This window comes from Pseudovibrio sp. WM33 (assembly GCF_001623165.1).
In the GTDB taxonomy this organism is placed as follows: domain Bacteria; phylum Pseudomonadota; class Alphaproteobacteria; order Rhizobiales; family Stappiaceae; genus Pseudovibrio.
Window position 1 is genome coordinate 153783 of the sequence record NZ_LMCK01000055.1, and the last position, 13090, is coordinate 166872.

16 protein-coding genes are annotated in these 13090 nt (G+C 52.3%); 9 read left to right on the forward strand and 7 right to left on the reverse strand.

All coding sequences use genetic code 11. From position 1 onward, the window contains the following. Positions 1 to 15 precede the first annotated feature (15 nt). The 3 genes from PsWM33_RS10460 to PsWM33_RS10470 are packed head-to-tail and all read right to left on the reverse strand — an operon-like array spanning position 16 to position 1866. Positions 16 to 717, reverse strand: a complete 702-nt coding sequence (locus PsWM33_RS10460) for an OB-fold-containig protein (protein ID WP_063290129.1) — start codon at positions 715 to 717, stop codon at positions 16 to 18. Positions 718 to 754: 37 nt separating this feature from the next. Continuing rightward, positions 755 to 1432: a PspA/IM30 family protein gene (locus PsWM33_RS10465; RefSeq protein WP_063300167.1), complete on the reverse strand. Its 678-nt coding sequence runs from the start codon at positions 1430 to 1432 to the stop codon at positions 755 to 757. A gap of 14 nt (positions 1433 to 1446) precedes the next feature. After that, entirely contained in the window at positions 1447 to 1866 is a 420-nt protein-coding gene (locus PsWM33_RS10470) for a hypothetical protein (RefSeq protein ID WP_208860197.1), read from the reverse strand. A 273-nt stretch (positions 1867 to 2139) separates the two neighbouring features. Here PsWM33_RS10470 and PsWM33_RS10475 point away from each other — a divergent pair, with 273 nt between their 5' ends. After that, a complete protein-coding gene (locus PsWM33_RS10475; protein ID WP_063300168.1) occupies positions 2140 to 3012 on the forward strand; it encodes a trypsin-like serine peptidase in 873 nt (290 codons plus the stop codon). A 154-nt stretch (positions 3013 to 3166) separates the two neighbouring features. Further along, positions 3167 to 3802: a hypothetical protein gene (locus tag PsWM33_RS10480; RefSeq protein WP_063300169.1), complete on the forward strand. Its 636-nt coding sequence runs from the start codon at positions 3167 to 3169 to the stop codon at positions 3800 to 3802. Between the two features lie 36 nt (positions 3803 to 3838). On the opposite strand, the gene PsWM33_RS10485 is transcribed toward PsWM33_RS10480, so the two are convergent. Beyond that, positions 3839 to 4987: an acyl-CoA dehydrogenase family protein gene (locus PsWM33_RS10485; RefSeq protein ID WP_063300252.1), complete on the reverse strand. Its 1149-nt coding sequence runs from the start codon at positions 4985 to 4987 to the stop codon at positions 3839 to 3841. A 307-nt stretch (positions 4988 to 5294) separates the two neighbouring features. Between PsWM33_RS10485 and PsWM33_RS10490 the strand changes: the two genes are divergently transcribed. The 4 genes from PsWM33_RS10490 to PsWM33_RS10505 are packed head-to-tail and all read left to right on the forward strand — an operon-like array spanning position 5295 to position 7496. Next, complete coding sequence (locus tag PsWM33_RS10490; protein ID WP_063300170.1) at positions 5295 to 5747, forward strand: YeeE/YedE family protein; 453 nt, start codon at positions 5295 to 5297, stop codon at positions 5745 to 5747. A 1-nt stretch (position 5748) separates the two neighbouring features. Continuing rightward, on the forward strand, positions 5749 to 6189 hold the full coding sequence (locus PsWM33_RS10495) for a DUF6691 family protein (RefSeq protein WP_063300171.1): 441 nt from the start codon (positions 5749 to 5751) through the stop codon (positions 6187 to 6189). 49 nt (positions 6190 to 6238) lie between these two features. Further along, the gene (locus PsWM33_RS10500) at positions 6239 to 7129 is read left to right on the forward strand and encodes an MBL fold metallo-hydrolase (RefSeq protein WP_082826965.1); all 891 of its coding nucleotides are present in this window, start codon (positions 6239 to 6241) and stop codon (positions 7127 to 7129) included. Then, positions 7119 to 7496, forward strand: coding sequence for a TIGR01244 family sulfur transferase (locus PsWM33_RS10505; protein ID WP_063300172.1), 378 nt, complete (start codon positions 7119 to 7121; stop codon positions 7494 to 7496). Before PsWM33_RS10500 ends, PsWM33_RS10505 begins: the two co-directional genes overlap by 11 nt. 99 nt (positions 7497 to 7595) lie before the next feature. On the opposite strand, the gene PsWM33_RS10510 is transcribed toward PsWM33_RS10505, so the two are convergent. Further along, positions 7596 to 8039: a DUF3429 domain-containing protein gene (locus PsWM33_RS10510; RefSeq protein ID WP_082826966.1), complete on the reverse strand. Its 444-nt coding sequence runs from the start codon at positions 8037 to 8039 to the stop codon at positions 7596 to 7598. 220 nt (positions 8040 to 8259) lie between these two features. On the opposite strand from PsWM33_RS10510, the gene PsWM33_RS10515 reads away from it, so the two are divergent. After that, on the forward strand, positions 8260 to 9012 hold the full coding sequence (locus tag PsWM33_RS10515; RefSeq protein ID WP_063300173.1) for an inositol monophosphatase family protein: 753 nt from the start codon (positions 8260 to 8262) through the stop codon (positions 9010 to 9012). 162 nt (positions 9013 to 9174) lie between these two features. Here PsWM33_RS10515 and PsWM33_RS10520 read toward each other — a convergent pair whose 3' ends face one another. Next, positions 9175 to 10047, reverse strand: a complete 873-nt coding sequence (locus PsWM33_RS10520) for a DMT family transporter (protein WP_063300174.1) — start codon at positions 10045 to 10047, stop codon at positions 9175 to 9177. Positions 10048 to 10139: 92 nt separating this feature from the next. Between PsWM33_RS10520 and PsWM33_RS10525 the strand changes: the two genes are divergently transcribed. Beyond that, positions 10140 to 10394 (forward strand): hypothetical protein, encoded by a 255-nt coding sequence (locus tag PsWM33_RS10525; RefSeq protein ID WP_063298407.1) that lies wholly within the window; start codon positions 10140 to 10142, stop codon positions 10392 to 10394. A 111-nt stretch (positions 10395 to 10505) separates the two neighbouring features. Here the strand turns inward: PsWM33_RS10525 and PsWM33_RS10530 are convergent, their stop codons facing one another. Beyond that, positions 10506 to 11570, reverse strand: a complete 1065-nt coding sequence (locus PsWM33_RS10530; protein WP_063300175.1) for an alpha/beta fold hydrolase — start codon at positions 11568 to 11570, stop codon at positions 10506 to 10508. 469 nt (positions 11571 to 12039) lie between these two features. On the opposite strand from PsWM33_RS10530, the gene PsWM33_RS10535 reads away from it, so the two are divergent. Further along, a complete protein-coding gene (locus PsWM33_RS10535) occupies positions 12040 to 13059 on the forward strand; it encodes a TAXI family TRAP transporter solute-binding subunit (RefSeq protein ID WP_063298405.1) in 1020 nt (339 codons plus the stop codon). The last annotated feature ends 31 nt before the right edge of the window (positions 13060 to 13090 follow it).

Here is a 13090-nt window from a genome sequence, read left to right on the forward strand (position 1 = left end):
CCTCAAATTGAGAGATTAATCTGCAAGCGTGTCTGGGCGAGGTGATAAATTTTTGTGTGGGTTCGCAATTGCTGTGAAAAGGGAGCCTTTTAAGCCGACAAGCAAGACTTCGTCTCCCTGCATTAATGTGATGTTTGGCTGGTCTGGAATGACCTGCACGTAATGTCGTGTGCCAAAATTATCCGTAACGCGGGCTTCTGCCTGCAAAGCCATGGTCGCATTGCCAAGTGTCAGGACTGCAACTTCGCCCACCAAATTGTTTCGTGAGCGTGCGTCTGTCTCTTCCTTGGGCATGATGCGGCCAATGGCATGGCCAGTTGTGGCGGTGAACCAGAAGCTGACAATCACTGTCGGGATGAGCGCCATCCAGAAGGGGATTGATGAGCCTATGACAGATGCAGCGGTGTACTGTATCAGCACACCTATGATGCCGAAGCTGGTAAGCAGGATGATCAGCAAGACGATGAACGGGACCTTGCCCACGGCCAGCCATGCCAGGAACCCGTCGACGGGGCCAAGGCCAACCGCGTCTACCGAGACGTCTGCATCCATATCGACATCAGCATCGATATCCAGATCGGGCAATACATCATCGACCAGACCGGAAAGAGATAGCCCGAACACCATGCCGACAACTTCGAGCAGCGCCAGAGCGAGCATGACGAAGATGGCGAGCGTGAAGAGATAGGTCTCGCTTGAAAAAAGTAGTTGTGCCAATTCATCCCCCAATGAACACTATGATTGCCGGTTGCTGTTATTCCAGTTCAGCTTCCAGCGCAGCAAGGCGCTCTTCTACGCGGTGGTCGCGGGTCATCTGATCCAGCTTTGCGAGTTTTGCATCGTCGGCCATACTTCCTGAGTTTGCGATACCCGGTACTCCTGTAGCCGCTTTCATTGCGCGATCAAATGCAGAGTTGGCATTGTCAACGGCTGTATTGAGCTTGTGATCGCTGCTTCCATCTGCGGTTGCGCTTTGTGATGTTGCCGCATTTTTCTGCGCAATGTAAGCGTCCAGTTGGTCTGACATTTCGCGCTTACGACCCTGAAGAGCGAGGATGGAGTTGTTGAGCTCCTGTTCTTCATCACCAGCATCGGCAATTGTTTTTTCCAGGACCGGGATTTGCGCTTCCAGATCCATCTGGCGGGCAACTGCCGCGCGGGCCAGATCCTTCTCGCCAGCGCGTAATGCAATGGCGGTTTTCTCTGAGAGTTCTTCGTGAGACTTGTTGGTTTCGGCGAGCCGCTGGCTTGCTACGTGCTTTTTGACGGCTGCTTTGCCGAGAGCATCGCGGACGTCTTCAACAGCGCCGTCGAGTTCACGAATAGCCTGTTTCATTACTATGTCAGGTGCAGTGCTTTCGACGGCATCAACAATGGAGTTGGCAGTTCCGGAAACCAGACGACCTACGCGAGATAAAAGAGATTCAGACATTGAGTCCTCCAGTATTACTTCGAGTTTAAACGGTTGCGCAAAAGTTCAGTGGAGCTGCGCATATCATCGACAAGCTCTTTGAAGAGTTCTGGGTTTTGCAGGCGTGGATTACGTCTCAATCCGGCCTGAAGCACCAACTCAATGAGCTCAAAAAAATCTTCTGTAACTGCAGCTTCTGCGTCCTTCAGATCGGTTTCGCCAGCTTTGCCAGCCAATTCCCCGAGAAGGAGCGGAAGACGATCAGTCAACAAACGTAGCACGTCAGACTGGCGATCGCTTTGGTCGAGCATATCGCTTGCTGGCTTTACCAGTTTCCGCGCTGCAAATGTGTGCGTGCCATCGCCCAATGATGCGAAGCTGTTTTCCGGTGCGGCAATGAGTGCCCGGATTTTATCACTTGGCGTTTTGGCCTCCGGAAAGTTCAACCGGGCCAAGCGCTCCGATTCCTCTTGCGTTAATCGTACGCTTAACGAAATGGATCTTGATGGCATGTAGCACCTTTGCATTACAAATGTAGTTCTAATGTAATTGCAATTTCTGATTGTTCAAGAGGGTAAGCTAAAGTTTTTTGGATTTGCAGAAAATGACACTGACCAAAATGCGAGTGTTTAGTTGGTTTTTTGGTGAATGAACTCTGAGGTCTCACAGCAGCTGTCTGGATTGGTCTTCTTCAGGAAGGATGATGTTGGATAAGGTGAGAATTCATAATGGCGAACTCGCGTGAGGATAGATGTGATTGCGGCCCGGCAAGTGAACATGGGACAGGCGAGTTTGGTGATGCTGTTTGGGATGAGCCGGAACGCCTGCATGTGCGCAAGAGTTTGATCCCGGAGGGGGATAACACTGCCTTTGAGCGGATCATGGGTGTTTCTGACATCTTCCCCATCAACTACCTCAGCCGTGGGGTCGCGGCTGCACGGTCTATCTGCAAGGTTCAGTTGTATCGGAGTGGACGTATTCCGGCAGGGGCAGGGTCTGGCTTTATGGTTGGGCCGAACCTGCTTCTGACCAATAACCATGTGATCCGGTCGCGCCAGTCCGCAGCGCAGGCCTCGGCTATCTTTCAATATGAAATGGATGAGGATTTTTCGCTTGGACGGTCTGCCGAGTTCTCGATTACGGATGAGATCTTCTTCACCAGTGCGAGTGACAATCTGGATTTTAGTTTTGTCTCAGTCGAAGAGGGGAATAAAGAGGCCAGATCCCTCTCAGACTTCGGTTCTTTGAAATTGCTGCCTCAATCTGGCAAGGCGGTGAAAGGTGAAGCTGTTTCAATCATTCATCACCCCAATGGCGGGCTGAAGAGCCTTTCGCTTCGCAACAGTCAAATCCTGAGCGTCCATGATCACTTCATAACTTACTCAAGTGATACGTTGCCGGGTTCTTCTGGTGCGCCGGTGCTGAATGACCAATGGTTGCCAGTGGCTTTGCATCACCGCAGTATTTCTCATCCATCCAACCGAAACCGTTGGATTGCGAACCGCGGTATCCGGATCAGTGCAATTCTCACCAACCTGAAGCTGCATGCGTCAAAGCGCAACACCGACGCAATGAGGATTACTGAGCGTCTTGGTTTGTAATTGATTAACAATATCAGTTCACTAACCAAAGTGTTATGTTGATATACGTAGTTCAAAGTGACTAATGGGCATAACGTATATATCAATCCTCTTTTTTCAGAATGCTGCTAGATAAGCGTCCATAAATAGAAGAATAAATCTACATGATAGATCGATGCAAAGCTCCGGCGTTATAAGCAAAACAATTTTAGGACTTCTGGGAAGCGTACTCTTTGGTGGCGCGGCTGTTGCACAAGTGTGCCCAACCGCAGACACGATGAAAACCGGAATGGTCCTCATAAACAGCAGTATTCCCGCACGTTTGTTTGTTCGACTTGAAGAGGACGGACAGGTTACAGAGCTGCATTTGAATGAGCGATATGTGGTAGTGCGTGACCAGATACATGTTCATGAGAAGGGCTTGTTCCTTTCCTATGAACGAGGGGCTCACACCAATCGGACTTACGTGCCAGATATACCGTTTGCTGAGTTCTTTCCGCTGGAAGTTGGTAAGGTCTGGACGGCATCCATTGATGTGTTTGAGAACGAAGACCTTGTACGCAGAGACGTGCCCTACACGTTTTCCGTTGGTGAGCCTGACCGCTTGCAGGTTGGCAGTTGCGCCTATGATGTGCTTGATGTGACGCTTGAAACAGTCAGTGCAGAGGGCGAGGATATTGTTACCAAATATGCCTACAGCCCTGAGCTTGGAACCATCCTTAGAGGGGAAGGCAAGCATCTTTGGACATCCGAAAACGATGTGATGCAGTTTGATGAGCTGCGCGTTGTCCGCAACAAGCTGGTGCAATAAGCAAAAGGGGAGACGTGAGCCTCCCCCTGAAGAAGTTTAAGCTAGGACTTCGCGGCTGATCAGTTCCTTCATGATTTCTGAGGTACCGCCGTAGATGCGCTGGACGCGGGCGTCTACGAAGGCGCGGGAAACGCCGTATTCTCTCATGTAACCGTAGCCGCCGTGGAGCTGGAGGCAGTCATCTACAACGCGGCCCTGCATTTCTGTTGTGCCGAGTTTAGCCATGCTGACGGTTGTGTTGTCGAGCTTGCCTTCCAGGAACAGGCGGCAGCATTCGTCAACGAACGCGCGGTGGGTGCGGACGTCGGTTGCCATTTCTGCCATTTTGAAGCGGGTGTTCTGAAGGGTAGCAACCGGGCGACCGAAGGCCTGACGTTCTTTGACGTAATCAGCCGTCATTGCCAGTACGCCTTCGGCACCTGCAACAGCGCCAACAGCGAGGGTAAGTCGTTCGCGTGGGAGCTCATTCATCATGATGTGGAAGCCAGCATCCATTCTGCCGAGGCAAGCGCTGGCCGGGACGCGAAGGTCCTCAAAGAAGAGCTCGGATGTGTCTGAGGAATGCAGGCCGATCTTGTCGAGGTTCTGACCGCGTTTGAAGCCCGGGTTGTCTGCATCAACGAGGAATAGGCTGGTTCCCTTGGAGCCGGAGACATCCAGATTGGTGCGGGCAACAACGATCACAACATCTGCATGCTGGCCGTTGGTGATGAAGATTTTACTGCCGTTGATGATGTAATCGTCGCCGTCTTTGCGTGCGATTGTGCGGATGCCCTGAAGGTCAGAACCTGCTGCAGGTTCAGTCATTGCAATGGCGCCGACGCACTCGCCTGTCACCATCTTTGGCAGGTACATTTGCTTCTGCTCTTCACTGCCGTGATTGAGGATATAAGGGGCAACAATATCGGAATGCACGCTGAGAGAAACGCCCAGACCAGAACAGTTGGCGCGGGTGAATTCTTCAATGATGACCATGGAAAAGAGGAAGTTGGTGCCGAACCCGCTATATGCTTCCGGGGTGTCTACAGAGAGCAGGCCTTGTTCGCCCATCTTGTTCCAGATGTCGCGTGGGAAGATATCTGTCTTCTCCCATTCGTCGTAGTGCGGGAGAATCTCTGCTTCGATGAACCGCTTTACATTATCGCGAAAAAGCTCAAGTTCACCTTTCAGGTCTTCGTCAATCATATCCATTCCTTTGTATTTCAAGCAGAAACGACGCTCTCCCAAATTCATCTCCCAACAGCGATTTAGGGTCGTTTCTTTACGTATACGGCAAGCCTAAGGGAGGCGATCAATCTGCGCAACTGGCGATGAGTATTAGGCGATTGGCATAATTGCTGTTGGTTGTGACTTGACTCTCCAAAATTGACATTTATATATTAGTGAAAACTAAATTAGAAAACATACATTTTGACCATGGTATCGCGCATGCCCTGGTCAGTTTCTCCATCAACCGAACTTTCCTCTGCAGGGGAAAGAACGAGTATAAAACATGACTGAGTTTACCCCATATGCCTCGTTAGCCGGAGGCGTTTTAATCGGCTTGTCTACGGTCATCCTGTTGCTCGCCAATGGGCGGATTGCGGGGATTAGCGGCATTTACAGCCGCTTGTTTGAGTCCGGTTCGCTTGCCAATGGCAAGTCGGCCTGGGTGCATGGTGAGAAGGGCTGGCAACTGTCGTTTGTTGTTGGGATCGTTCTGGCGCCTCTGCTGCTGATGGCAGGGGGATTTGAGATTGAGCAAGTGTTTACAGGAGACTTGACGCTGATCGCGATTGCGGGGGCTCTTGTTGGCTTTGGCTCAGTGTTTGGAAGCGGATGCACGAGTGGGCATGGTGTTTGTGGCTTGTCGCGCCTGTCTGTTCGGTCACTGGCCGCGACGATCACCTTTATGTCGGTCGGCATTGCTGTTGTGTTTATCTTTCGCCACATGGTGGGGGGATAACATGCAACGGATCATCGCTGGTTTTTTAGCTGGCCTGACCTTTGGGGCGGGGCTGGTTGTTGCGGGAATGAGCAATCCTTTGAAGGTGCAAAACTTCCTTGATGTGTTTGGAAATTGGGACCCTAGTCTCGCCTTTGTGATGGGCGGTGCCATTCTGGTAGCGGCTCCGTTCTTCCGTCTGGCGCGCTTTCTACCGCGTCCGTTTATGGCGGATGATTTTCGGATTCCGACGTTTCAGCAGATCGATAAACGGTTGATTTTTGGGTCAGCTACATTTGGTGCGGGATGGGGATTAATCGGTTTGTGTCCGGGGCCTGCACTGGTTTCAGTTTCATTGCTGTCGCCTCAGGCGATTGTGTTTGTTTTATGCATGACGGCGGGGATGCTGTTCGCGAGACTGGTTGCCAGCCTTTCAATGCGAAGAGCACTGAAAGAGGCCTGATACGTCATGCGTTTCTTAGATAAATCATAGATTTAGGAGCGAGAAGGTTATGAGCAGCTATCCAGTGCAGATGGATCAGAAAGTGGAGATCAAGGATTTCTTTGACCCGGTATCGAACACCATCACCTATGTGGTCACAGACCCGGAAACAAAGGCATGTGCAGTCATAGACAGCGTGATGGATATCGACTACCCGGCTGGGCGCATCAGCTTTGAGCATGCCGATGAAATCATTGCGTACATCCGCGAAAATGATCTGAAGCTGGAATGGCTGCTCGAAACCCATGTGCATGCTGAGCACCTGTCTGCTGCACCGTATATTCAGCAGAAGTTGGGCGGCAAGATTGGTATTGGTGAGCAGGTGACAGTTGTTCAGGGTGTGTTTGGTAAAGTGTTCAATGCAGGCACCGAGTTTGCACGCGATGGCAGCCAGTTCGACAAGCTGTTTCAGGACGGGGATACCTACCAGATCGGGAATCTGAAAGCCTTTGCGATGCATACGCCGGGGCATACGCCAGCGTGCATGGTGCATGTGATTGGTGATGCAGCGTTTGTGGGGGACACCCTGTTTATGCCAGACAGTGGTACGGCCCGTGCTGACTTCCCGGGTGGGGATGCGTCCGTGCTGTATGCGTCTATCCATAAGGTGTTGAGTTTGCCTGACGAAATGCGTTTGTTCATGTGCCATGACTATGGTGCGAATGGGCGTGAGATCTTGTTTGAAACAACCGTTGCTGCTGAGAAAGCGGAGAACATTCACGTAGGTAATAGTACTAGTCGTGAAAAGTTCGTCGAAATGCGCAAAGCTCGGGATACAACGCTTGATGTGCCTAACCTGATTGTGCCGAGCATTCAGGTGAATATGAGAGCCGGTCGTTTGCCTGAGGCAGAAAACGAAACCGGTCAAACCTATTTGAAAGTGCCAGTCAATGTTCTCTAATCTACTTCAGAAAATTTCAGGTGGCGGTGGTGGCCAGCTGCGTGCGCGTCAACTCACCGAGGATTACTGGGTTGCCGGGCAGCTCTATCCTGAGGACATGGAGAAGGCACGTGAGCAGGGTTTCCGGTCTATCGTCTGTAACCGTCCGGATGATGAAGCTCCGAACCAGCCGACTTATCTGGAGGTTTCTGGGGCAGCTGAAGAGCAGGGTCTGGAGCACATTTACATTCCGATTGGACCGGGGACAGATTTTGCCGAGGCTGGTCAGGAATTGATTGATTTTCTGGCGGAAGCACCTAGGCCTGTTTTGGCGTATTGCCGGAGTGGGAACCGGTCTACCATGCTGTGGCGCTCTATCAATATGTAAGCGTTGCCAAGCAGTTAGATTTTATGATGCCAGTGAGGGAGACCTTGCTGGCATTTTTTGTTTGTGGGTGGGTTTTAGGTTGCCGAGAGGGGATAAGCTTTAAACGTTGAGGGCGATGACGCCCAGTGCGATGAGCGTGATGATGGTAGCTGTGATGCGCACGCCGAGGTAGTTTCGCGATGTGATTTCCAGGTTCTGCAAATAGAAATCAACAAACAGCATGCCTGAGAACAGGATGATAAGTCCCAGAATGAAGATGATCGGAGCGGTAAACAGGAACAGGCACCAGCCGGACAGTGCGACAAAGTTGCTCCATAACAGCAGCCATGCACGCCTTGGGTGAGGAGCGATGAAGAACATACCCCATTGGCTTCCCGCCATGAAGGAGAGGATGACAAGGGCGTACAAACTGACTGCGATGACAGTTGCGCCAACCAATGGGAGAAACGAGTAACCCACTGATAAACCTATGGCTCCGGCGATAAACGGAATGGTTCCGGCCAGAGCAAGACACGCGTAGAGCAGGGGCAGTTCTCGGTTCATCAGGTTTCAGTCCAGCTCATTTCTACTCCTGATAAAGGCTAGCGGCTAAGGCTGAAGGTAGTCCTGATACGAAGTTGCTCTTTTGAATGAACTGCTCAATACCTAAAGGCAGTTTGCGATAAAACTGCTTTAGGCCTTGTTTTTGCGTATCTTAATCCGAAAACCGGTTCCCACTTTTCGGAGATACGCAGGAGGGGCATAACCAGCGAAGGTGCCCGACATGCAACAAGAGATACTCACCACAGCCCGAATGATTGCAGAGGAGGTTGGTGCTTATGCTCTTGAGGTCTTTCATGACCGTGACAAGCTGCAGATTGGCAGCAAAGGCTTGTTGGATTACGTGAGTGAAGCGGACTGTGAAGTTGAGCGGCGCATCAAGCAGGCGTTAAGCGAAGCCTTCCCGGAACATGGCTTTAAGGGGGAAGAAACGGGTGGTGAGCTGCAACCGCCGTGCTGGGTGATTGACCCGATTGATGGCACGACCAACTACCTTTACGGGCGGCCAGACTTTTGTATTTCCATGGCTTTTGTTGATGAGCAGGGACCAGCGATTGCCGTTGTCCATGCGCCTTTTCACCGCCGGACGATTTATGCGGCGCGGGGGATAGGGGCGTTTGAGGATGGCAAGAGATTGCGGCCCAGACAGGCCTGTGACCATGAGCTGGTGGTGAACCTGTGCTTTAATTACAAGCAGGAGAATAACCTCGATTTCCTCAACAAGGTCAACCAGCTGGTGTCAGAGCAGCATCAGATACGGATTTGCGGTTCTGCGGCGTGGGCATTGTGTCAGGCGGCGATGGGGCAGGTGGATGGCGCCTACAATGGCTGCGTGAACAGCTGGGATGTGCTGGGCGGCCAACTCATTTGCGCTGAGGCGGGTCTTGAAGTTGCGCCTTACGTTTATGAACAGGGCAGCGTCTACGCCTATCCGAAGGGCTCTGTGCTTTCAGATATTCTGGTTCCCTACCTTTAGACGAGGGCCTCTGGAGCGGGGATATCTGCTTTGCGTTGTTTTGTGCGTTCGTTTGCGTTGAATGCGTTTTTTCTGCGTTGCTCGGGGCTGATGGTCCCACGGTAGACGGGCAACCCGTTTTGCTGGCTGCCCGAAAAGTTATTCCCCTCAATGCCCGGTGCGCTAAGTTGGTTTTAGCGCTGCTTTTCTTCGGTGTTCCTTTTGCATCATGTATAGGGCGGAGAAGATGATGACCGCTGCACCGATGAGGGTGAAGGTGTCTGGCAGCTCGGAGAAGAGGACAAGTCCGAGCAGGGCGGCGTAGATCAGTGAGATGTATTCTACACTTCCAACCACGCTGGCTTCTCCCAGTCTGAGGGCTTTGATGCCGACCCATTGGCCCAGAGTGGCGATGAGGGCCATGGCGGTGAGGAGCAATAGACCGAACAGGTCTGGCGTCTTCCAAAGCCAGAACATGGGTACGCCTGCCATGAGGCCAACGAAGACAGCCTGATATCCGAGCAGCGTTGCGGTGCTCTCAGTTTGAGAGAGCTTGCGGACGCAGACTACAGCAACAGCTGCTCCAAGGGCTCCTGCCAGTGGGATGAGCGTGTAGAGGCTGGCAAAGCCGTCAAAGGCGGGGCGGATGACGATCAATACGCCGACGAAGCCAAGGATGATGCCGGTGACGCGTGTTCTTGTTGTTGTCTCACCTAAAAACAGAGAGGCGAGGATGGCAACAAAGAAGACCTTGGCAAAGGCAAGTGTAGTTGCTGTTGTGAGCGGGAGGAGCGCAACCGCCCAAATGCCTGTTGAGAGCGCGATGAAAGCGCCTGTCAGACGCAATGCATGAGGAAGCGGATGCCTGGTTTTGAAACCATGGGGGAAGGTTTTGATGAGCACGGGCAAGGCAGAGGCAAAGACAAAGCATTGCCGGAAGAAAAGGATCTGCAGCACGTGATATTCTGTTGTTGCGATTTTGGCCAAGGCGGAGGTGAGCGTGAACAACGCCGTAGCCAAAAGGGCCCAGAGGACCCCTTTGAGATTGTTTGACATGAGGGAATAACCGAGATATTTTGAATGGTAACTTGGTACCATGTTACCAGATTCGTTTGTGGTGTAAACCACCCGATGCGCGAGAGGCACACATGACACGACGTAAGATTGAACGGGTGCAGACCGGAGTGCGGCTTGAAAAACGAGTGCTGAAGGTGCTCAAAGCCGTGGCGGCTCATCATGAGATGGGGCTGGGGGATCTGGTTGAAGGCATCGTGCTGCACAGCTTTGAAGGCAAGGCACCTTTTGGTCCGGAGACGCTGGCCTTTATCGCAAATATGCGCGAGGCCTATGGGCTGGATCTGACTGCAGAAGACAGCCACAAGCTGATTGAGGCGGAGGAGTAGAGCGCTTTGTTTTGGGGAGGTCGCGGTACTCGGGAGGTACCTCGATGCGACCTGCGCCGAATGGAATGCAGCATGCTCCCAGATTGGCCGGGAGCATGCGTTTCATCGTGGTTACTTGTTCAGGAACGGGCGTAGCTTGCCGGCCAGCTCTTCTGGATTGTTGAAGTGCGGGAAGTGGGCCGCTTCTTCAATGCGTTCTAGCTTTGCCTGCGGGATTGCATCCTCATAGATCTCTGAGACTGCGAGTGGCTGGAAGTCTTTATCGCCATGGATGATCAAGGTATCAGCGGTGATGTTGCCCATATGTGAGCTCCAGTCATGGCGTCTGCCAAGGCCGAAGAACTGGGCGCGGGTGTACCAGCTGCCGAAGAGATCCTGTGAGATTGGTGGGGCGCCTTTGATGGTGTCGCCCGTGGCTTTGATGAAGTACGGCAGGAAGTCTGCATCCAGCTGTTGCAGGCTGGCTTCATCTTCTTTGAAGACCTGACCAAGGTCCAGATAGCGGCGCTGCCATTTATCGTAGGCTTTGTGGTCCCGCTCTGGCAGGCGCTCACGAACATTCTCAAACAGGCCTTTGTTGCCAGATGGGAAGACGAGCAGATCTGCCGGGTTCAGCAACACGAGCTTATCGACATTTTCCGGGAACTCAGCGGCATAGAGGGAGGCCAGCAAGGCGCCGTAGGAGTGGCCCATGAGGATGAGCTTGTCATCGCCCAGCAGTTTACGGATGCGTTCAATATCCGCCAGTTGCTGAGAGATGCCGAGGGTGCTTTCCAGCAGTTGGATCTTTGTCCATGTGCTGTCTTCTGCGGGGAAGCGGTCGAAGGGGCGTGTGGAACGGCCTACACCGCGCTGGTCGTAGTAGTTGACGCGGTACTCGTCTGCGAGCAGGTCAAAACCCGGTGCGCTTGCCATTGTTGGAATGCCGGGGCCGCCATGAATGAAGAGGATGTTGCGGCCTTCTCCGGTTGAGAAGTGTTTCAGCTTCACATCTGGTGCGACTTCCCAGAAGTCGTCGGAGATGCCGACGGGGGTCAGGTCAGTGCGCTGGGCAACGGTGCCCGGCTTGAACATGGGTTGTTGCATCATCCACCAGACAACAGCGCCGCCGATAGCAAACAGCAAGCCAACCAGAACAACGAGTAACAGAAGCATCTTTTTGCCGCTTACCCTCATAAAATCACTCCTTCATTGCAGCGGAGCCCAATGAATCATATGTGCAGCCATCCGGTCTATAGCGAAGAGAACGTGCACGCTCAAATTTGTAGTATCAGGACTGTACTCAATTGAATTTGCACGTGCTTCGCAATTCTTGCGGAATTTGGCTCATGAATGGGTTTTGTAGCTTTTGTTCCGAAATCAGACTTTGTCTGACATATTCATGCGTCAATCGCGTTTGGAATGACCTGAAATTACATTTTCTTGCGCTTGCCTACGAAAAATCTCGTATTTCTCTTGCGATCTCTGGTTGAAGCGTGTTTTCTAATTCGCGTGAATGTTTCTTGTTCACTTCATTACACCAGTCGAGCGTCCTTTTTGATTTTCCGGTGACTGCTCAGACTTCTCATAGTGTTTGGGGCAGACGATTTTATGGCGCTTCTACGCCGTAGAGTATCCTGTCTCTCGTATATTTCCCGGGGGGGCTATGACGCTTCTATCTTCCATTACTAAATTGGCGACAGCTGCAGCTATTGTTGGCGGCGCGGCGCTGTTTTCTGGTCAGGCTTTGGCGCAGGACCTTAAGTTCTTTACCATTGGTACAGGCGGTACAGCTTACACTTACTACCCGGTTGGCGGCATGATCGCCAATGCGATCTCCAATCCTCCGGGCTCTCGTGCGTGTGATGCTGGTGGGTCTTGCGGTGTGCCGGGTTTGATTGCTTCTGCTGTTTCTTCCCGTGGTTCCGTTGATAATGTGAATGCGATCAACTCCGGCTTGCGTAATTCTGGTTTCGCGCAGTCTGATGTTGCTTACTGGGCGTTTTCCGGTACCGGCACCATGGAAGGCAAAGAGCCGATGAAGGATCTGCGTTCCATCGCAGCGTTGTTCCCAGAGCATATTCATTTGATTGCAAAAGCTGACAGCGGCATCAACTCTGTTGCTGACCTGAAAGGCAAGCGCGTGTCTTTGGATGAGCCGGGTTCTGGCACATACACGGATGCGAACCTGATCCTTGCAGCTTATGGCCTTTCCACCTCTGACATCACTGCTGAAGCGCTGAAGGGTTCTGCTGCGGCGGAAGCACTGCGTAACGGCAAGGTTGATGCGTTCTTTGTGGTTGCTGGTTTCCCAACCGGTGCAGTGGTTGAGCTGGCGTCTGCTGAAGACATCAAGATCGTTCCGATCACTGGTCCGGAAGCTGAAAGTCTGGTTGAGAAGTACGGCTTCTTTGCAAGCTCCGACATTCCATCTGGTGCCTACCAGGGTGTTGATGCAACAACCACTTTGACTGTTGGTGCGCAGTGGATCACCAGCGCGAAAGAAGATGACGAGCTGATCTACAACATCACCAAAGCGATGTGGAACGACAAGACCCGCAAGCTGCTGGATGTTGGCCATTCCAAAGGCAAAACCATCACGTTGGAAAGCGCGACGGACGGTCTTGGTGTGCCGCTGCATCCGGGTGCTGAGCGTTTCTACAAAGAAGCTGGCCTGATCAAGTAAGGCCTCGCCATCTTTGATGATTTTGCGGTGC